At 71.4% G+C, this 19,979-nt stretch carries 17 protein-coding genes and 1 pseudogene; 12 read left to right on the plus strand and 6 right to left on the minus strand.

Annotation, left to right across the window (positions count from 1 at the left end):
• Positions 1-2: 2 nt before the first annotated feature.
• Together FXF51_RS09835 and ctaD are read right to left on the minus strand one after the other, a co-directional pair.
• On the minus strand, positions 3-236 hold the full coding sequence (locus FXF51_RS09835) for a hypothetical protein (protein WP_148433964.1): 234 nt from the start codon (positions 234-236) through the stop codon (positions 3-5).
• 41 nt (positions 237-277) lie between these two features.
• Positions 278-1,990 (minus strand): cytochrome c oxidase subunit I, encoded by a 1,713-nt coding sequence (gene ctaD, locus FXF51_RS09840; protein ID WP_148433965.1) that lies wholly within the window; start codon positions 1,988-1,990, stop codon positions 278-280.
• 184 nt (positions 1,991-2,174) lie between these two features.
• Here ctaD and FXF51_RS09845 point away from each other — a divergent pair.
• Positions 2,175-3,392 (plus strand): annotated as a pseudogene (locus FXF51_RS09845) (aminotransferase class I/II-fold pyridoxal phosphate-dependent enzyme); the annotation flags it as partial.
• A gap of 30 nt (positions 3,393-3,422) precedes the next feature.
• On the opposite strand, the gene FXF51_RS09850 reads toward FXF51_RS09845, so the two are convergent.
• Positions 3,423-3,944, minus strand: coding sequence for a hypothetical protein (locus FXF51_RS09850; RefSeq protein WP_148433967.1), 522 nt, complete (start codon positions 3,942-3,944; stop codon positions 3,423-3,425).
• A gap of 112 nt (positions 3,945-4,056) precedes the next feature.
• Between FXF51_RS09850 and FXF51_RS09855 the strand changes: the two genes are divergently transcribed.
• The 6 genes from FXF51_RS09855 to FXF51_RS09880 all read left to right on the plus strand — a co-directional run bounded on the left by FXF51_RS09855 (position 4,057) and on the right by FXF51_RS09880 (position 14,174).
• On the plus strand, positions 4,057-5,418 hold the full coding sequence (locus tag FXF51_RS09855) for an FAD-binding oxidoreductase (protein WP_262379386.1): 1,362 nt from the start codon (positions 4,057-4,059) through the stop codon (positions 5,416-5,418).
• A gap of 204 nt (positions 5,419-5,622) precedes the next feature.
• Positions 5,623-8,070 carry a serine/threonine-protein kinase gene (locus FXF51_RS62470; RefSeq protein ID WP_262379387.1) on the plus strand — a complete coding sequence of 816 codons (2,448 nt, stop codon included), beginning with the start codon at positions 5,623-5,625 and terminating at the stop codon, positions 8,068-8,070.
• 71 nt (positions 8,071-8,141) lie between these two features.
• Positions 8,142-9,737: an acyl-CoA carboxylase subunit beta gene (locus tag FXF51_RS09865; RefSeq protein WP_148433968.1), complete on the plus strand. Its 1,596-nt coding sequence runs from the start codon at positions 8,142-8,144 to the stop codon at positions 9,735-9,737.
• The gene (locus tag FXF51_RS09870; RefSeq protein ID WP_148433969.1) at positions 9,734-11,602 is read left to right on the plus strand and encodes a biotin carboxylase N-terminal domain-containing protein; all 1,869 of its coding nucleotides are present in this window, start codon (positions 9,734-9,736) and stop codon (positions 11,600-11,602) included. Before FXF51_RS09865 ends, FXF51_RS09870 begins: the two co-directional genes overlap by 4 nt.
• Entirely contained in the window at positions 11,599-12,366 is a 768-nt protein-coding gene (locus FXF51_RS09875) for an enoyl-CoA hydratase-related protein (protein ID WP_148433970.1), read from the plus strand. The genes FXF51_RS09870 and FXF51_RS09875 overlap by 4 nt, the downstream gene beginning before the upstream one ends.
• 2 nt (positions 12,367-12,368) lie before the next feature.
• Positions 12,369-14,174 (plus strand): acyclic terpene utilization AtuA family protein, encoded by a 1,806-nt coding sequence (locus tag FXF51_RS09880; protein ID WP_148433971.1) that lies wholly within the window; start codon positions 12,369-12,371, stop codon positions 14,172-14,174.
• On the opposite strand, the gene FXF51_RS09885 is transcribed toward FXF51_RS09880, so the two are convergent.
• Entirely contained in the window at positions 14,116-15,006 is an 891-nt protein-coding gene (locus FXF51_RS09885; protein WP_148433972.1) for an ROK family protein, read from the minus strand. The two genes, FXF51_RS09880 and FXF51_RS09885, sit on opposite strands and share 59 nt — an antisense overlap.
• Positions 15,007-15,068: 62 nt before the next feature.
• Between FXF51_RS09885 and FXF51_RS09890 the strand changes: the two genes are divergently transcribed.
• From FXF51_RS09890 to FXF51_RS09910, 5 genes are all read left to right on the plus strand, one after another.
• Entirely contained in the window at positions 15,069-15,875 is an 807-nt protein-coding gene (locus tag FXF51_RS09890; RefSeq protein WP_222871221.1) for a GNAT family N-acetyltransferase, read from the plus strand.
• Between the two features lie 62 nt (positions 15,876-15,937).
• The gene (locus FXF51_RS09895) at positions 15,938-16,951 is read left to right on the plus strand and encodes a phosphotransferase family protein (RefSeq protein ID WP_148433974.1); all 1,014 of its coding nucleotides are present in this window, start codon (positions 15,938-15,940) and stop codon (positions 16,949-16,951) included.
• Between the two features lie 103 nt (positions 16,952-17,054).
• Entirely contained in the window at positions 17,055-17,324 is a 270-nt protein-coding gene (locus FXF51_RS09900) for a hypothetical protein (protein WP_148433975.1), read from the plus strand.
• Between the two features lie 57 nt (positions 17,325-17,381).
• The gene (locus tag FXF51_RS09905) at positions 17,382-18,233 is read left to right on the plus strand and encodes a helix-turn-helix domain-containing protein (RefSeq protein ID WP_148433976.1); all 852 of its coding nucleotides are present in this window, start codon (positions 17,382-17,384) and stop codon (positions 18,231-18,233) included.
• A 70-nt stretch (positions 18,234-18,303) separates the two neighbouring features.
• A complete protein-coding gene (locus FXF51_RS09910; protein WP_148433977.1) occupies positions 18,304-18,570 on the plus strand; it encodes a hypothetical protein in 267 nt (88 codons plus the stop codon).
• On the opposite strand, the gene FXF51_RS09915 is transcribed toward FXF51_RS09910, so the two are convergent.
• A complete protein-coding gene (locus tag FXF51_RS09915; protein WP_148433978.1) occupies positions 18,567-19,799 on the minus strand; it encodes a DUF1266 domain-containing protein in 1,233 nt (410 codons plus the stop codon). The genes FXF51_RS09910 and FXF51_RS09915 overlap by 4 nt on opposite strands.
• 6 nt (positions 19,800-19,805) lie before the next feature.
• Entirely contained in the window at positions 19,806-19,979 is a 174-nt protein-coding gene (locus FXF51_RS63425) for an ATP-binding cassette domain-containing protein (protein WP_148434146.1), read from the minus strand.

Below are 19,979 nucleotides of genomic sequence, written 5' to 3' on the forward strand. Positions count from 1 at the left end.
CGTCACTTCCCCTGGTCCGGCTGTATCGGGTCCTTCACCCGCTTGCCGTCGTGGCGGATGGCCGACAGGTGGATGCTGCCGTCGTGGTACTCGTGCCGGATGCGCCGGCAGCCGCAGTCGAAGAGCTGGTCGCGGATGACCAGGCCGTAGCCGTCGTCGTCGACGAGGCGATCACCTCCGGACTTCTTCCCGCAGGGGGCCGTCTCGGGGTCGAAGGGAATCTTCGTGCCTGTCATCGCCGATCTCCCTAGATAGGCGAAACATCATGGAGGAGAGGTCAGCCGGGCTCGTCCTGGCGCGGCGGCACCTCGGGAGCGCCGCCCTGCTCCGCTTCCGGCTTCTCGTCGGCCTGCTCGGGCTCCTCGTGCGGGTAGTGCAGGTCGAAGGCCGGGCGTTCCGAGCGGATGGGCGGCATGCGGGTGAAGTTGTGGCGCGGCGGCGGGCAGCTCGTCGCCCATTCCAGGGAGTTGCCGTAGCCCCACGGGTCGTCGAGCGTGACCTTGGGCGCGTACCTGGCGGTCTTCCACACGTTGTAGAGGAACGGCAGCGTCGAGGCGCCCAGCAGGAACGCGCCGATGGAGGAGAGCTCGTTGAGCGCGGTGAAGCCGTCAGCGGGGCCGTAGTCGGCGTAGCGCCTGGGCATGCCGAGCTGCCCGAGCGCGTGCTGCACCCAGAACGTGGTGTGGAAGCCGACGAACAGCGTCCAGAAGTGCAGCTTGCCGAGCCGGTCGTCGAGCATCCGGCCGGTCATCTTGGGCCACCAGAAGTAGAAGCCCGAGAACATGGCGAACACGACGGTGCCGAAGACCACGTAGTGGAAGTGGGCGACGACGAAGTAGGTGTCGCTGATGTGGAAGTCGAGCGGCGGGGAGGCCAGGATGATCCCGGTCAGGCCGCCTAGCAGGAACGTGATGAGGAAGCCGACCGCGAACAGCATCGGCGTCTCGAACGACAGATGGCCCCGCCACATCGTGCCGATCCAGTTGAAGAACTTCACCCCGGTGGGCACCGCGATGAGGAACGTCATGAACGAGAAGAACGGCAGCAGCACCTGCCCGGTCGGGAACATGTGGTGCGCCCACACCGTCATCGACAGTCCGGCGATCGCGATCGTGGCCCCGACCAGGCTCATGTAGCCGAAGATCGGTTTGCGGCTGAAGACCGGGATGACCTCGGTGATGATCCCGAAGAACGGCAGCGCGATGATGTAGACCTCGGGATGGCCGAAGAACCAGAACAGGTGCTGCCAGAGCAGCGGCCCGCCGTTGTCGGCCACGAAGACCTGCGTGCCGAGCTTGCGGTCCGCCTCCAGCACCAGCAGCGCCGCGGCCAGCACGGGGAACGCCATCAGCACGAGCATGCTGGTCAGCAGCACGTTCCAGGTGAACAGCGGCATCCGGAACATGGTCATGCCGGGCGCGCGCATGCCGATGATCGTGGTGATGAAGTTGACCGCGCCGAGGATCGTGCCGAGCCCTGAGAGCGCCAGGCCCATGATCCACAGGTCGCCGCCGATCTGCGGCGAGTACGTCGCCGACGACAGCGGCGTGTACGCGAACCAGCCGAAGTCGGCGGCACCGCCCGGCGTGAAGAACCCGGCCACCACCATCAGCCCGCCGAACAGGAACAGCCAGTACGCCACCGCGTTCAGCCGCGGGAAGGCCACGTCGGGCGCGCCGATCTGCAGCGGCATCACCACGTTCGCGAACCCGGCGAACAGCGGGGTGGCGAACATCAGCAGCATCAGCGTGCCGTGGATGGTGAAGAGCTGGTTGTACTGCTGCTGGGAGACGATCTGCATGCCGGGCGCGGCCAGCTCGGCCCGCATGAACATGGCCATGACGCCCGCGATGAGGAAGAACCCGAACGAGGTGATCAGGTAGAGGTACCCGATGACCTTGTGGTCTGTCGTCGACAACCAGGAGGCGATGATGGTCCCGGTACGACGGCGCCTGACCTGCTCGATCGAGGACTCTCGAACGGTCGTCACGGCTGCTCCCTCCGACGCGGAGTTGGGCCTGCCCCGATCTACCCATTCCACGCCAACGATCGCCGCTCGGCTAGGCGTTCTTTGTGATTGCCTTGCGAAGGTTTGGGCGCGCGGCGTCCACATTGCGGATATCTACCGGCCTACCTGGTGACATCTTCTATCCTTCGTAGGCCACTCAGAATCGGAGGAGATGCTCGTGACCGCCCAGCGTGACTACGCCGACCTCGTCCAGCGAGGGCTCTCGCTCGACCTCACCCGGGGCAAGCCGTCGCCGCGCCAGCTCGACCTCTCCGATGATCTGCTGAAACTGCCCAGCACGTACCGGGCGGCCGACGGCACCGACGGCCGCAACTACGGCAACCTCCAGGGCCTGGCCGAGCTGCGCGAGCTGTTCGCGCCGCTGGTGCAGGTGCCGGCGGAGCAGCTCGTCGTCGGCGGCAACTCCAGCCTGGCGATGATGCACGACACCGTGGTGCACGCGCTGCTCAGCCCGGTGCCGGGCGCCGCGCGCCGCTGGGTCGAGGAGCCGGAGATCACGTTCCTGTGCCCGGTGCCCGGATACGACCGGCATTTCACCATCTGCGAGCGGTTCGGGATCAAGATGGTCCCCGTCCCGATGAACGCGGACGGCCCCGACATGGACGTCGTCGAGCGCCTGGTCGCCGAGGACGCCGGCGTCAAGGGCATGTGGTGCGTGCCGAAGTACAGCAACCCGTCCGGCATCACCTACAGCGACGCGACCGTGCGCAGGCTGGCCGCCATGTCCACGGCCGCGCCCGACTTCCGGATCTTCTGGGACAACGCGTACGCGGTGCACCACCTCACCGACACCCCCGACGAGCTGGCCGACCTGCTGGCGCGGGCCGCTGAGGCCGGCAACGCCGACCGGGTGTTCGTCTACGCCTCGACCTCGAAGGTGACGCTGGCCGGCTCCGGCGTCTCGTTCTTCGGCGGCTCGCCGGCGAACGTGAAGTGGTTCCTGCACAACACCTCGAAGCAGTCGATCGGGCCCGACAAGATCAACCAGCTCCGGCACGTGGAGTTCCTGCGTGACGGCGCAGGCGTGGCCGCGCACATGCGGCGGCACGCCGAGCTGATCGGGCCGAAGTTCGAGCTGGTCGACAAGGTGCTGACCGAGCGGCTCGGTGACCTGGCCTCCTGGACCAGCCCGCGGGGCGGCTACTTCATCAGCCTGGAGGTGCCGCACGCCGCCGAGGTGGTGGCCAAGGCCAAGGCGGCCGGCATCGCGCTGACGCCCGCCGGGGCCACGCACCCGTACGGCAAGGACCCCGACGACCGCACGATCAGGATCGCGCCCACCTACCCGGACCTCCAGGAGCTGGAGCAGGCCATCGACGGCCTGGCCGTCTGCGTCCGCCTGGTGGCGGAAGAGCACGCCTGACCCGTTCAGGCCACGCGGCCCTCGCCCTGTTCAGCGGCGGGGGCCGCCGCCGTTCCTGAAGCCGAAGATGTACTCGCGCGTCTCGCTCGGGTGGAACGTCACATCCACGCCCGGCTCGAAGACGACGTTGTCGCGCGCGCAGTAGAACAGGCCCTCCCAGACGCCCAGCGCCTTCTCCCTGGCGGGCGCCTCCAGCGTGTCGCGCTTGCGTGCGCCGTGCGCGCCGAGCACGTTCAGCAGGCCGAACCCCCAGAACAGGCCCGTCAGGCAGAACGGGGCCAGCAGCACCTCGCCCCAGTTCGGGTCCTGGCCCATCGCGATCACCAGCGACACGACGAGGTGCACCAGGGCCGCGACCAGCAGCAGCACGTACCCCTGGTTCCTGGCCCACGGCGTGTAGTGGCGGCTGGGGAACGACAGCCACACCGCGAGCTGCGTGCGGCTCATGACGTGCTTGGACGCGCCCAGCGCCGCCTGCGTGGGCAGGTCCGCGACCTCGCGCGTGCCCGGTAACCTGACCCGCCCTATCTTGTACGTCGTCCCGGCCGCCACCGCTCCAGGAACCGCGACAACCTGGTCAGCCTCCGTACACACCGGGCACCCGACTTTCACCCGGGCAGTCTGGCCTTAAGGAACGCGCTGCGCAAACCATAAGGTGCATAGTGTGAGACCGATTGATGCCCTGGTGGACGCTCTGTCCGATGCCCGCGTCCTGACCGACCCCGACGTGATCGACTCCTACGCCCGCGACCGCACGTTCCTCGAACCCGGCAAACCGCTCGGTGTGGTGCTCGCCACCTCCCGCGACGACGTGGTCACCACCATGAAGTGGGCCACCGAGCACCGGGTGCCCGTGGTGCCGCGCGGCGGCGGCACCGGCCTGGCCGGCGCGTCCGTGGCCGGCGACGGCTCGCTCATCCTGTCGCTGGCCAGAATGACGGCCATCAGGGAGCTGTCCCCCGCCGACGAGATCGCCGTCGTCGAGCCCGGCGTCATCACCGCCGACCTGGACAAGGCCGCCAAGGAACACGGGTTGATGTACGCGCCGGACCCGTCCTCGTACGAGATCTCCACCATCGGCGGGAACCTGGCCACCAACGCCGGCGGGCTGCGCTGCGTGAAGTACGGCGTGACCAGGGACTCGGCGCTCGGCCTTGAAGTCGTGCTGGCCGACGGCCGGGTGCTGAACACCGGGCGGCGCACGATGAAGGGCGTCACCGGCTACGACCTGACCGGGCTGTTCGTCGGCTCGGAGGGCACGCTCGGCGTGATCACCGCCGCCACCGTGCGGCTGCGGCGCGCGCCCGCGACGCCGCCCGCGACGTTCGCGGCCGACTTCTCCTCACTCCGGGACGCCGGAGCGGCCGTTTCGGCGATCATGGCGGCGGGCTGCCAGCCGTCGCTCATGGAGCTGCTCGACCGGGCCACGCTGGCCGCCATCGACGAGTGGCGCAACATCGGGCTCGAACCCAGCACGCAGGCCATGCTCATCGGCCAGTCCGACGCCGCCGACAGCCAGGCCGCCGTCGAGCGCATGGAGCGCATCTGCACCGAGAACGGCGCCTCGTTCGTCGCCGTCTCCTCCAGCCCGCAGGAGGCGGACGAGCTGATCGGGCTGCGGCGGCTGGCGTACGGGGCCAAGGAGCGGCAGGGCGCCTGCCTGGTCGAGGACGTGTGCGTGCCCCGCTCCGCGCTGGCCGAGATGATCGGCAGGATCGAGGCCGCCGCTGCGCGGCACGGGGTGCGGATCGCCACGGTCGCGCACGCCGGCGACGGCAACCTGCACCCGGTCTTCATCTTCGAGCACGGCACCCTAGAACCGCCCCCCGAGGTGTGGGCCGCGGCGGACCAGGTGTTCAAGGACGCGCTGGAGCTCGGCGGCACGCTCACCGGGGAGCACGGCGTGGGGCTGCTGAAGCAGCACTGGCTGGCGCTGGAGGCGGGGCCGGTGGCGCATGAGCTGCAGCGGGGGATCAAGGGCGTGTTCGACCCCCTCGGCATCCTCAACCCCGGCAAGGCGATCTAGACCGTTCCCTTCACCGAACCGCTCAGTTGCCCGAACCGCTCCCTTCACCAAGCCGTGACCTTGGGCGTCGAGGCGTACACGACCTGCGACGAAAGCCTGACTTATCTCGTCAAAAGGTGAAACTTCTGACAGGTCCGGCAGACGCCCCAAGGTTCACGCTGGTAGCGTCTTGCCACATCTATTGGGTTGTGATGGGGGTCCGACGTGAATCAGTTCCAGCCGTTGGCGGCGGACGATCCGCGGCGGCTGGGGGCGTATGACATCGTCGCCCGGCTCGGCGAGGGCGGCCAGGGCATCGTCTATCTCGGCAAGAGCGACTCGGGGGAACAAGTCGCCGTCAAGCTGCTGCACCAGGCCCTGGTGGCGGACGCCGACGCCAGGACGCGCTTCCTGCGCGAAGTGGCGGTCGCGCAGCGCGTCGCCCGGTTCTGCACCGCTCCAGTGCTCCACGCCGACCTCGACGGCAGCAAGCCGTACATCGTCAGCGAGTACGTGCCGGGGCCCTCCCTGCGCGAGATGGTCATCAACGAGGGACCGCGACGGGGCGCCGCCCTGGAACGCCTGGCCATCAGTACCGCCACCGCCCTCGCGGCCATCCACCGCGCCGGGATCCTGCACCGCGACTTCAAGCCCGCCAACGTGCTGATGGGCCCCGAAGGGCCCGTCGTGATCGACTTCGGCATCGCCAGGGCACTCGACTCGCCTGGGGCGACCGCCACCGGCATGGCCATGGGAACGCCCTCCTACCTGGCGCCCGAGCAGCTCAGCGGGGCGCAGGTGTCCGAGGCGGCCGACGTGTTCGCCTGGGGCGTCACCATGGTGTTCGCCGCCACCGGGAAGCCCGCGTTCGGGGCCGACTCCATTCCCGTCGTGATGAACCGGATCCTCAACGAGGAGCCGGAGCTCGGGAAGATGGAGGGGCTGCTGGGTGAGCTGGTGGCCGCCTGCCTGTCCAAGGACCCGGCGCAGCGGCCCAGCGCCGATGAGCTGATCGTGCACCTCACGGGGCAGCCGGCGCCCAAGGCCGCCGTCGAGCCTGTCACGGGCAACCAGAAGGCCGCGGGAGCCGCCGCCGCGGCTGCCGCGGGTGTGACCCGGGTCGAGGGTGCGGAGGCTTCGGGGCAGGATCACTACCCCGGGCCGTGGCACCAGCCGACCGGGCCTCAGCAGCTTCCTCCGCCGCAGACGGGCGACTACAGCCACCAGGCGGCCTCAGCCCAGGGCGGACCGGCTGCCGCCGGTGCACCGCACGGCGGTCCAGGCCAGGGCGCTCCAGGCCAGGGCGGGCCCGTTCACGGCGGCGGCCCGGCTCAGGGCGGCCTTGCCCACGGCGGCGCTCAGCACGGCGGCCCGGCTCAGGGCGGCACCCAGCATGCCGGTCCTTCGGGCAACCCTGCTCAGGCTGGTGCGCCAGGCACCCCGGCTCAGGGTGGCATGCCGGGCAACCCGGCGCAGGGCGGTGCTCCAGGCAACGGACCCGCGGCCGGTCTGCCTTATGGCGGCGGCCCCGCAGGCAACAGCCCGCACGGCGGCCCCGCTCAGGGCGGCGCGCCACACGGCGGGATGCCGCACGGCTCTGGGATGCCCGGCGGTCCCAACGGCGGCCAGCCCTTCCAGGCAGGCCCCCACGGCGGCCCCGCAGGCCCGGGCGGGCCAGGCATTCCGGGCAGTCAAGGCGCTCCCGGCGGACTGGGCGCCCCGGGTGTCCAAGGCGGCCCAGGCGGTCGCGGCGGAGCGGGCGGCCCCGGCAGGCCCAACGGCCCGACCGGCCCGGGTGGCGCGGCAGGCCCCGGTGGCGCGGCCGGTACGCGCCCCGCCGGCGGCGCACCCGCCAAGCAGCGCCGCACCCTGACCCTCGCCCTGTCGGGCGCCGCAGCAGCCGCGCTGCTGGTCGTGGTCGGCGCCGTGGTCGTGCAGGCCAACAGCAAGCAGACGCCGATAGTCGCGGTGGGCAACTCCGCCAGCGAGACCGACGGCGGCTCAGGCGCGGGCCAGCCCGGCGAGGCCCCGGTCGAGCAGTCCCCTCCGGTGACGTTCCCGACGGACAGCGCCGCCCCGGTGCCGACGCTGGACATCGAGCCGGAAGAGACGAAGAAGACCAAGAAGCCGACGAAGGAGCCCATCGCTCAGGTTCCCGACCCGGTGACGCAGGCTCCACGCCCGCAGACCACCACGAAGCAGCCCGAGCCCACCCCCACGCCCAAGCCGTCCAAGACCAAGAAGACGACCTTGATCGAGCCGGACCTCGAGCCTACGGAGAAGCCGTCTCAGGGACCGACGGTGACCGTGACCGCGACCGGCAAGCCGCCCCAGAGCCTGAAGCTCAACCCCTACAAGGCGACCTCGGTCTGCGGCTCCGGCTACAAGGTCATCAACTCGCGGACGCTGGGGAGTAACAACGCCACGATCTACCTGCTTTACAACAGCAGCGCGGGCAAGAACTGCGTGGTCACCATGTCGCGCTACGTCTATCCCAACAAGGCGAAGATGAACGCGATTCTGCAGGTCAAGGGGGGTTCCTCCGCAAGCAACCCGGGCAACTTCACGGCGTACGCCGGCCCGATCCGGCTGGCCGCCGCCAAGAAGTGCGTGATCTGGGGCGGCACGTGGGGCCCGTACACCTGGAAGTCCGGCTGGAGCCACTGCACCTGACCCAGAACGCGATCGAGCCGCCACCCACCACAGGGTGGCGGCTCGTTCCATCCCTGAGCTAGCGTGCTTGAATGATCGTCGGGACCAGCCTCGACACCGAAGGCGACGACTACCGAGCCAGACGCGACGCGATGCTCGCCAAGCTGGCCGACCTCGACACCGAGCACGCCAAGGCCGTTGCGGGCGGCGGCGAGAAGTACGTCCAGCGGCACCGCGCCCGCGGCAAGCTGCTGGCCAGGGAGCGCGTGGAGCTGCTGATCGACCCCGACTCCCCGTTCCTGGAGCTGTCGCCGCTGGCGGCGTGGGGCAGCGAGTTCCCCGTGGGTGCCAGCGTGGTGACGGGCATCGGGGTGATCGAGGGCGTCGAGTGTGTGATCACGGCGAACGATCCCACGGTGCGCGGCGGCGCGTCGAACCCGTGGACGCTGAAGAAGACCCTGCGCTCGGCGGAGATCGCGCTGCGCAACCGGCTGCCGTACGTGAATCTGGTGGAGAGCGGCGGCGCGGACCTGCCGACGCAGAAGGAGATCTTCATCCCTGGCGGGCAGATCTTCCGCGATCTGACCAGGCTGTCGGCGGCGGGGGTGCCGACGGTGGCGCTGGTGTTCGGCAACTCGACGGCGGGCGGCGCGTACGTGCCCGGGATGAGCGACCACGTGGTGATGGTGCGGGAGCGGGCCAAGGTGTTCCTGGGCGGTCCGCCGCTGGTCAAGATGGCGACGGGCGAGGAGTCGGACGACGAGTCGCTGGGCGGCGCCGAGATGCACGCCAGGGTGAGCGGGCTGGCCGACTACCTGGCGCAGGACGAGTACGACGCGCTGCGGATCGGGCGGCGCGTCATCGCCTCGCTGGGCTGGCGGAAGCTGGGCCGCGCGCCCGACCCGGACGTGGCGGAGCCGGTGTTCGCGGCGGACGAGTTGCTGGGGATCGTGCCGGAGGATCTGAAGGTGCCGTTCGACCCGCGCGAGGTGATCGCGCGGGTGGTGGACGGGAGCGTCTTCGAGGAGTTCAAGCCGCTGTACGGGGCCTCGCTGGTGACGGGGTGGGCGCGGATCCACGGCTATCGGGTGGGGGTGCTGGCGAACGCGCGCGGGGTGCTGTTCAGCGAGGAGTCGCAGAAGGCCACGCAGTTCATCCAGCTCGCGAACCAGTCGCGCACGCCGCTGCTGTTCCTGCAGAACACGACCGGCTACATGGTCGGCAAGGACTACGAGCAGGGCGGCATCATCAAGCACGGCGCCATGATGATCAACGCGGTGTCCAACTCGACGGTGCCGCATCTGACGGTCGTCATGGGCGCCTCGTACGGGGCGGGCAACTACGGCATGTGCGGGCGCGCCTACGACCCTCGTTTCCTGTTCAGCTGGCCGAGCGCGAAGTCGGCGGTGATGGGCCCCGCGCAGCTCGCCGGGGTGTTGTCCATCGTGGGGCGGGCCTCGGCGCTGGCCAGGGGGCAGACGTTCGACGAGGAGGCCGACGCGGAGATGCGGGCGATGGTGGAGGCGCAGATCGAGGCCGAGTCGCTGGCCTTCTTCCTGTCGGGGCGCCTGTACGACGACGGGGTGATCGATCCGCGCGACACCCGTACGGTGCTGGGCCTGTGCCTGTCGGCGATCAACAGCGCGCCGGTGCCCGAGGCGGCGGGGTTCGGGGTGTTCCGGCCGTGATCACTCGCCTGCTCGTCGCGAACCGGGGCGAGATCGCCCGCCGCGTCTTCCGCACCTGCCGTGAGCTCGGCATCTCCACGGTGGCGGTGTTCTCCGACGCCGACGCGGACGCGCCGCACGTGGCCGAGGCCGACCTGGCGGTACGCCTGCCCGGCACCCGCCCGGCGGACACGTACCTGGACGTGGCGCGGCTCCTGGCGGCCTGCCGCGCCTCGGGTGCGGACGCCGTGCATCCCGGCTACGGTTTCCTGTCGGAGAGCGCGGACTTCGCCCGGGAGGTGCTGGCGGCCGGGCTGGTGTGGGTGGGGCCGCCGCCCGAGGCGATCGCGGCCATGGGCGTCAAGATCGGGGCGAAGCGGCTGATGGCGGACGCCGGGGTGCCGGTGCTGCCCTCGCTCGACCTCGCCGTCCCGGAGGAGTTCCCGCTGCTGGTGAAGGCGTCGGCGGGCGGCGGCGGGCGCGGCATGCGGGTGGTGCGCGAGCCGGGGGAGCTGGCCGGGGCGGTGGAGTCGGCGCGGCGCGAGGCCGCCGCCGCCTTCGGCGACGGCACGGTGTTCGCCGAGCCGCTGCTGGAGCGGGCCAGGCACGTGGAGGTCCAGGTGCTGGCCGACCGGCACGGGACGGTGTGGGCGCTGGGCGAGCGCGAGTGCAGCGTGCAGCGGCGGCACCAGAAGGTGGTCGAGGAGTGCCCCTCGCCCGGCGTCTCGGAGGCGACGCGTACGCTGCTGTACGAGGCCGCGGTCCGCGCGGCCCGCACCATCGGGTACGTCGGAGCCGGGACGGTGGAGTTCCTGGTCGCGGCGGACCGGGTGGCGTTCCTGGAGATGAACACCCGGCTCCAGGTCGAGCATCCGGTGACCGAGCTGGTGTACGGCGTGGACCTGGTCCGGCTGCAGATCGAGGTGGCGGAGGGCGCCGCGCTGCCCGCCGCGCCGCCGTCGCCGTCCGGGTGGGCGGTCGAGGCGCGGCTGTACGCGGAGGACGCCGGGTACGTGCCGCAGGCCGGGGTGTTGCGGCGGTTCGAGATCCCGGGTGGGGTTCGGGTGGACGCCGGGGTGGAGTCGGGATCGGTGGTGTCGCCGCACTACGACGCGTTGCTGGCCAAGGTGGTGGCGCATGGGGCGACTCGGGGGGAGGCGGTGCGCAGGCTGGTGTCGGCGTTGCGCGGGGCGCGGTTGCACGGTCTGACCACAAATCGCGAATTGCTGGTAAATATCCTGACGAATCGGGATTTTGTGGCGGGTGACACGCACACCGATTTCCTGTCTCCTGAGGGCCCCCTCCAGACCACTCCTCCAGCCATCGACGAGGGTGCGGGGCTCGCCGCCGCCCTCGCGCTCGCGGCGCTCAACCGCAGCCGCGCCCGCGTCTTGCCCGGCCTCCCCGGCGGCTGGCGCAACGTGCGCTCCCAGCCCCGCGCCCTCCGCTTCGAGGAGCTCGGCGAGGTGACCTACGACCCGCTCCCCGAGGGCGTCACCGTCGCGGACGCGGACCCGTACCGGGTGGTCCTGGAATGCGACGGCCTGCGCCGCACGTACGAGATCAGCCACTACCCCGGCAGCGTGTGCGTCGACCACGCGGACGGCCACGCCGAGCTGACCCCCGTCCCCCGCCTGCCCGAACCCGCCGAGCACGTCGCGCCCGGCTCCCTCCTGGCCCCCATGCCGGGTAACGTGCTGCGGGTCGAGGTGGAGCCGGGTGATCGGGTGGTGAAGGGCCAGGCGGTCCTGGTGCTGGAGGCGATGAAGATGGAGCACCGGGTCACCGCCCCGGCGGGCGGCGTGGTGTCCGCCGTGCACGTGGAGAAGGGCAGCCAGGTGGACGCCGGAGCCGTGCTGGTGATCATCCAGGAGGGGGACTCATGACGGACCTGGTGCACCAGGAGCTGGCGGGCGGCGTCGCGACGATCACGCTGGACTCGCCGCACAACCGCAACGCGCTGTCCACCCGCCTGCTCGCCGAGCTGGCCGACCGGCTGGCCTGGGCGCTGGCCGAGCCGGCGGCCAGGGTGATCGTGCTGACCGCGACGGGGCACGTGTTCTGCTCGGGAGCCGACCTCAAGGAGCAGCGCGCCTCGGGAGCGCCGGTCACGGCGTCGTTCCCGGAGATCCTGGAGTCGATCTGGGAGAGCCCGAAGCCGGTGGTCTGCCGGCTCAACGGCACCGCGCGGGCGGGCGGCCTGGGGCTGGTGGCCGCGTGCGACTTCGCGATCGCGCCGCTGACGGCGTCGTTCGCGTTCACGGAGGTACGCCTCGGCGTGGCGCCCGCCATGATCGCCGTGCCGGTGCTGCGCAGGCTGAGCCCCCGTGCGGCGGCCGAGTACTTCCTGACCGGCGAGGTCTTCGACGCGGCCCGCGCGGTGGAGATCGGCCTGCTGTCGGCGGCCGTCCCGCCCGAAGAGCTCGACACGGCCGTGGCCCGTTACACCGGGATGCTCACGATGGGCGGCCCGGAGGCGCTGGCGATCACCAAGCGGCTCGTCAGGGAGGTGCCGGCGACGTCGTTCCAGGACGGGCTGCGGCAGATGAGCGAGCTGTCGGCCGAGCGCTTCACCTCGGCGGAGGGGCAGGAGGGCATCGCGGCGTTCATGGCCAAGCGCCCGCCCGCCTGGGTCCCCGAGGAGGGCTGAGCATGGTGCTGCGCGTCGCGAACTGCAGCGGCTTCTACGGCGACCGGCTCTCCGCCGCCAGGGAGATGGTCGAGGGCGGCCCGATCGACGTGCTCACCGGCGACTGGCTGGCCGAGCTGACGATGCTCATCCTGGCCGGCAACCGGCTCAAGGGCCGCCCCGGCTACGCGCCGACGTTCCTGCGTCAACTCGAGGACGTCCTGGGCCCCTGCCTCGACAGAGGCATCAAGATCGTGACGAACGCGGGCGGCCTCGACCCGGCCGGCTGCGCGGCGGCCGTGCACGAGCTGGCCGGCCGCCTCGGCCTGTCCCCCTCCATCGCGCACGTCACCGGCGACGACCTCACCGGCCACCCGTTCCCGCTCGTCAACGCCGACACCGGCGAGCATCTCACCGCCACCCCGCTGACCGCCAACGCCTACCTCGGCGGCCGGCCCATCGCCGCCGCGCTGGCGGCGGGCGCGGACGTCGTGGTGACCGGCCGCGTCACGGACGCCGCCCTGGTGACGGGGCCCGGCATCTGGCGGTACGGGTGGAGCGCCGACGACCTCGACCCGCTGGCGGGCTCGGTGGTGGCGGGGCACGTCATCGAGTGCGGCTGCCAGGCGACGGGCGGCAACTACGCGTTCTTCCAGGACGTGCCGGACCTGGCCCACTGCGGCTTCCCCCTCGCCGAGCTGCGCGCGGACGGCTCGTCCGTCATCACCAAGCACCCGGGCACCGGCGGGCTGGTCTCGGTCGGGACGGTCACGGCGCAGCTCGTGTACGAGCTGGGCGGGCCGCGCTACCTGGGCCCGGACGTGGTGGCCCGCTTCGACACCATCACCCTGACGGAGGACGGGCCCGATCGGGTGCTGATCTCGGGGGTGCGCGGTGAGCCGCCGCCCGGCACGATGAAGGTGGCCGTGAACTACCTCGGTGGTTACCGCAACACGATGACGCTCGTCCTGACGGGGCTGGACGTGGCCGCCAAGGCGCGGGTGGCGCAGGAGGCGCTGTGGGCGCGGATCCCGCGCGAGTCGTTCGACGACGTGGACGTCACGCTCACGGACTCCGGGCTGTTGCGGATCACGGTGATGTCGGCGGACGAGCGCCGGGTGGGGCGGGCCTTCTCGGCCGCCGTGGTGGAGACGGGGCTGGCCAGCTACCCGGGCTTCTACGGCCTCTCCCCGCCCGGCAACGGCTCGCCGTACGGGGTGTACTGGCCGGTGCTGGTCCCGGCGTCGGAGGTGCGTCCCCGGGTGTTCGTCGACGGCAACGAGCTCCCGGCCCCACGGCCGAACGCGGCGACCGCCGAGAACACGGCAGGCGAAGCGGGCGCAGCAAGCGCAGCGGGCGCGGTGCCGGCCGGCGCGGGCGCGGCGCCCCTTCCAGCGCCGCGTCGGTGGGACGACGTACGGCGGAGTCCGGCGCCTGCGAACGACGCCCAGCCACTCGACCAGCCCGCCACCACCACGATCCCCCTGGGCCGCATCGCAGGCGCCCGCTCAGGAGACAAGGGCGGCAACGCCAACCTTGGCGTCTGGACCGACACGACAGCCCGCTACGACTGGCTGTCCACCCACCTCACCCCCGAAACCCTGAAACACCTCCTCCCAGCCCTGACCCCCTACCGCATAGACCGCCACGACCTCCCCAACCTCAAGGCACTGAACTTCGTCATCCACGGCCTGCTCGGCAGAGGCGTGGCCGCCAGTCCCCGCATGGACCCCCAGGCGAAGGCGCTGGGCGAAGAGCTGCGCGCCTGCCTCACGGACGTCCCGACGCACCTGGCACCGCCCGCCACCCCAGCAGCCCCGCCCCCATGAGCCCCGCCAGAGCACCGAGCGACGACGCCCGCACCTCCGGCGCCCGCCGGAAGGCCAGCCGCCCCGCCAACGCGGCCCGCAGCGGCGCGAGCAGCGCCTCACCGGCCTGCGACACCCCGCCCCCGATCACCACGGCCGCCGGGTCGAGCAGCAGCGTGTAGGTGGCCAGCGCCAGGGCGAGCGCCTCCACGGCCTCACCCCACACCTCGGCAGCCCGCGCGTCCCCGTCCAGGAAGCGCCGCAGCACCTGTTCGGCGTCGTCCACCCCGCACCGCGCCGCGAGCGCTCCTCCGGACGCGTACGCGGCCAGGCAGCCCCGCTGCCCGCACCCGCAGGCCACCCCGCCGGGGCTCACCGGGATGTGCCCGATCTGCCCGGCCCATCCGCCCGCGCCCCCGTACAGCTCCCCTGACAGCACCACGGCGCCCGCGATGCCCGTCCCGATGGGCAGGTACAGCGCGTCCCGCCCGCCGTCCCCGCAGGCGAGCTCCGCCTCCCCGGCGGACCGTACGTCATGCCCGAGCGCGACCGGCACGGACACGCCGGCCGCGAACGCGGAGGCGGGCACGTCCCGCCAGCCGAACGCGGCGGAGAAGACGGCGTGGGTGGGAGTGACCAGGCCGGGCACGGCGAGCCCCACCGCGAGGGGGCGCATGCCGTCGCGGGGGCGGGCGAGGTCGGCGACGAAGGCGGAGACGGCGGCGACGACGGCGGACGGGCCGTCGGCGCGCGGGGTGGGGCGGCGCTCGAACGCGTGGATCGTCCCGTCCCGGGTGACGAACCCGCCCTTCATCGTGGTGCCACCGACGTCGATCGCCGCGACGTACCTCATGTGCCTCCTTCGTCAGCACTGTCGTTCATGAGCACTGTCGTTCATGCACAAGAATGCCTGTCATGAACGTGCGACTCCTCACCTGGGATGATCTCGACGCCTGCACCCGCCTGGCCAAGGACCGCGGCTGGCTGCCCGAGCGGCACAAGTGGGGCCTGCTGTTCGAGATCGGCGAGCCGTACGGCATCGACGCCCCCGACGGCGACGGCCTGGCCGCGACGAACGTCCTGACCCGTTACGGCGACGACCACGCCGTGATCAGCATGGTGCTGACGGCGGCGAGGTACGAGCGGCAGGGGCTGGGCCGCCGCCTGATGGAGCACGTGCTGGAGCAGGCGGGCGGGCGCACGGTCTCGTTGTACGCCACGGAGCTGGGCCGCCCCCTGTACGAGCGGCTCGGCTTCCGGGTGGTCGGCCGGGCCGCCAAGCACACGGGCGTCTTCCGCGGCGAGCCGTCGGGCCGCACCCGTCCGGCCACGGAGGCGGATCTCGACGGCATCCTGCAGCTGGACGCGGAGTTGTTCGGCACGGACCGGTCGGCGGCGTTGCGGCGGATGTTCGGGTTCGGCGAGCAGGTGCGCGTCGCGGAGGGCGGTTTCGGTCACTGCTGGCGCAACGACGACAACACGGTGATCGGCCCGGTCGTGGCGCGGGACGAGGCGACGGCCAGGGCGCTGATCGGCGATCTGGCGCTGCACGCGGGCGGCGAGGTGCGGATGGACTTCGACCTGTCCAGGGAGTCGATGGTGGCGTGGGCGGGCGAGCACGGCGTCGGCAGCCCGTGGCAGGTGTCGATGATGGTGCGCGGCGGGGAGCTGCCGGGCGAGCGGTCGTGCCAGTATCTGCCGTTCATGCAGGCGCTGGGTTGACCGTGCGTGCGGCGCTCTCGTAGGGTCGGGCTCTAGAACATCGTTCTGTAGAGGGGCGGTACATGACCTCCACCCACATCGACGTCGGGGCCGTCGACTTCGAGGAGCTCGCCGCGTGGATGGACGCCGAGGGGCTGCCGGGCGGTCCGATCACGGACACTGCGCCGGTCCTGGGCGGCACGCAGAACGTCATGGTCCGCTTCGAGCGCGGCGGCCGGCCGTACATCTTGCGCCGCCCTCCCCTGCACACCCGCCGCAAGAGCAACGAGGTGCTGCGGCGTGAGGCGCGGGTGCTGGCGGCGCTGCGCGACACGCCCGTGCCCGCGCCCAGGCTGGTGGCCGCGCAGACCGAGCGGGAGCCGGTGTTCTACCTGATGGAGCCGGTCGACGGGTTCAACCCCTCGACGGGGCTGCCGGAGCCGCACGCGTCCGACCCGGCGATCAGGCACCGGATGGGGCTGGAGGCCGCCGCGGCGCTGGCCGAGCTGGGACGGATCGATCCGGCCGTGCTGCCCGGGTTCGGGCGGCCGGAGGGCTTCCTGGAGCGGCAGGTGCCGCGCTGGCTCAAGGAGCTCGACTCCTACGGCGAGCTGGACGGCTATCCCGGGCCCGACATCCCCGGACTGCGGGAGACGGCCGACTGGCTGACCCGCCACCTGCCGCGCACGTTCACGCCGGGCGTCATGCACGGCGACTACCACTTCGCGAACCTCATGTTCGCCCCCGACGGCCCCCGGGTGGCCGCGATCGTCGACTGGGAGATGTGCACGATCGGCGATCCGCTGGTGGATCTGGGCTGGCTGCTGGCCATGTGGCCGTCCGGCAACGACCACGTGCCGGGCCTGCCGCCGCCGCGCGAGCTGGTCGCGTACTACGCGGCGCTGTCGGAGCGGGACCTGTCGGCCATCGACTGGTACGCGGTCATGGCCTGCTTCAAGCTCGGCATCGTGCTGGAGGGCACCCACGCCAGGGCGTTCGCCGGCAAGGCGCCCAAGGACATCGGCGACCTGCTGCACGCGGCGACGCTGGGGCTGTTCGAGCGGGCGCAGGAGTTCATGAAGGGGGCACTCGACTAAAAGGGAAGGCTCATATCACGTTTTACGGAAGGGCGATCACAGGCGACGCCTCGCGACGTACAATTGCGCGCAATTGCACGCAATGTTTCGGGGAAGGATCGTCATGCGCATGCGGTTCCTCGGCTCCACCTCGGAGGCAGGCGCCTGTCCCACCCTCTACGAGACCGACCGCGGCACCATCGTCGTGCAGGGTCTCAAGGTCACCGACGCGGAGGCGCTCGCGGACCTGCGCGACGTCCTCGACGGGGAGGCCGCCGTCGAGGTCCCCCGCGAGCTCATCACCGAGATCGCCCGCCGGGTGCTGATGGACGCCGGCACCGCCCCAGCAACCGCTTTCCCGAGCAGCGGGGGAACACCGACGGCAACCGGTTGATCACAATTGCGACAGGCCCTGGCTTGATCGGCGCCCGCGAGGCTAGCCTCTTGCGGCGTGACGTCGTTTCAGCAGGCGCGCATCGATCTCGGCAGCCAGTTGCGCGGGCTGCGCGAGGCCGCCCACCTGTCGGGCAAGGAGCTGGCCGAACGGCTGCGCTGGCAGCCGTCCAAGGTCTCCAGGCTGGAGAACGCCCGGCAGACGGCGACCGAGGACGACGTGGTGGGCTGGGCGCAGGCCGTCAACGCCCCGCCCGGCACGACCGACGAGCTGATCCGGCAGACCCTCGCCCTCCAGGAGCGGCACGACAGCTGGAAGCAGCGCTACCGCAGCGGCCTGGCCGCCATTCAGGAGGACATGCGCGACCTGGAGGCGCGCACGAAGCTGTTCCGCGCCTTCGAGCCGGGCATCATCATGGGCCTGCTGCAGACCTCCGAGTACGCCCGGCACGTCTTCCGCAAGGTCAAGCGCCTCTACAGCGCCGCCGACCAGATCGACGCGGCGGTGCGGGTGCGGATGCAGCGCCAGGAGATCCTCTACGACCGCAACCGCACGTTCAGGTTCGTGGTGCCGGAGGCCGCGCTGCACACCGCGCTGGCCCCGCCGGAGGTGATGCGCGGCCAGCTCGACCGGCTGCTGGCGGTCAGCACGCTGCCGAACGTGGAGTTCGGCGTGATCCCCTTCGGCAGGGAGCTGCCCTCCGCGCCGATCAACGGTTTCTGGATCTACAACGAGGCCATGGTGGGCGTGGCCACGATGACGAAGGACCTGGTCCTGCGGGAACCGGATGACATCGCGTTCTATGTCCAGGCTTTTGACAATTATGCCAAAGTAGCCGATTTCGAGGAGGACGGCCGGGAGGTCATCATCCGCATTCTTCGCGATTTCCGGAAACAAACTCCACATTAATCGCAGCAATTGCTTGCCACCTACCGCAAGATCGTGCAATTCTGACCGCGAGACGTTGCGGAGGTGACGCATGATGCTTGATACCGCGCTCTGCCTCGAGCGGTTCGCCTGGCATGCCGGTCGTCACGCCGACCTGGCCGTGCAGAGCCTCGCGCTGTCCAGCGATCCGGCGTACGTATCGGTCCGCAACCGCTTCTCCACCACCCTCGCGGAGACCGTGACCTGCTCCGACGAGGGCGCCTTCATCACCTCGTGGGGCTACCGCCTGGGCACCTCGGAGGACGTCGAGTCCGCCGCCGCCCGCCTCGCCTTCCTCCTGGCGGCGCTGCCCGCCTAAGGGTTCTTGAACGGGATGTTGCGCCAGGGGCTGTCCGGGTCCGTCGTCAGGATGCGGTGCGCGGTGAGCATCTCGCCGTACCAGTCGCCGAACTCCTCCTCGTCGAAGTGCAGGCACCGGCCCAGGACGTAGCCGGCCGAGAAGTCCTCCCACGAGCGGTAGCCGATCCGGCTGACCCGCCCCGCGCGCAGCACCGCCCGCTCGGCCTCCTCCACGGTGCAGAAGCGGGCGCCGAGACCCCAGCGGGCCATCTTCGAGGCCCGCCCGTAGTCCCACGCCTCCACGGACTGGACGAACCTGCCCTCGGCGAGCAGGCCGTCGGCGCGGAAGCGCGCCTCGTACCTGGCGATGCGCCCGATGAGCCGCTGCGCCCCGGCGACCTGCGCCTCGATCTCGGCGTTGTCCGGCGGGTCGGCGCTCTGCGCCGCGCGGCCGCGCAGCACGCGCGAGGTCGTGTGCCGCCAGTGGTCCATCTCGACGGCGCCGCCGAAGTCGAGGGCCAGGCTGCGCCGCACGCCCAGCACGAAGCCCCAGACCGGGCTGCTCATCTCGCCGGCGAGCAGCGACTCCAGCGCGCTCGCCCAGCCCTCCCTGGTGGTGATGTCCCACCACTCCCGCAGGCGCCTGCGCTCGCGGACGTAGCCGGTGCCGTGCCAGCCCATCGCGTTCCACAGGGAGCCGTTGCTGACGCACAGCAGCGCCCCGCACGCGAGCCCGTGCGCGACCGCGCCGTGCAGCGGGCCGCCCGCCCACAGGGTGCGCAGCCGCGGGCGGCTCGGGGCGGTCGCGCGCTCGGCGTGCCACCGCCACACCTGCCGGTGCGCGGCCGTCGCGGGGAAGTACGCCTCGCACGGGCTGCCCGGGTCGACGGCGAACCACTCGTCGTCGCTGGGCCAGTCGTGGACGAGGGCGGCCAGGTCGGTCAGGAAGTAGACCGGGTCGGGCACGGGTGCGGGCAACATCCCGTCGGTGAGGAAGACCAGGCTCAGCACGCCGTGCCGCTGGTCCCAGCGGACGGGGTTGAAGGTGACCCAGTCCTGCCGGGCGTCGGCCTGGGCCCGCGTCATCGCGTGATAGAGCCTCGCCCTGGCGAGGACGTCGAAGTACGCGGGCCAGTCGCCGCGGGCCTTGGCCTCGTACAGGCCGTGCTCGACCTCCGTGGGCGCACGCCAGTGCGGGACGTGCGCCGCCGCCCCCGGGCCCGCGCCCAGCTCGTTCCGCACCCCCATGCCGCGTTACGTTACCGCCGATCCGCTCGTCAGCAACCCGCCTTGCGAAGCACCTTCTGGACGTCCCGCTGGCCGCTCGACCCCCAAGAGGATCTTCGCCGGCGTGGACTTGCCCGCTCCGTTGTCGCCGATCAGCGCGACCACCTCGCCCATCCCCAGGCTGAAGTCCTCGCCGCGCAG

This window comes from Nonomuraea sp. PA05, assembly GCF_008086045.1.
In the GTDB taxonomy this organism is placed as follows: domain Bacteria; phylum Actinomycetota; class Actinomycetes; order Streptosporangiales; family Streptosporangiaceae; genus Nonomuraea; species Nonomuraea monospora.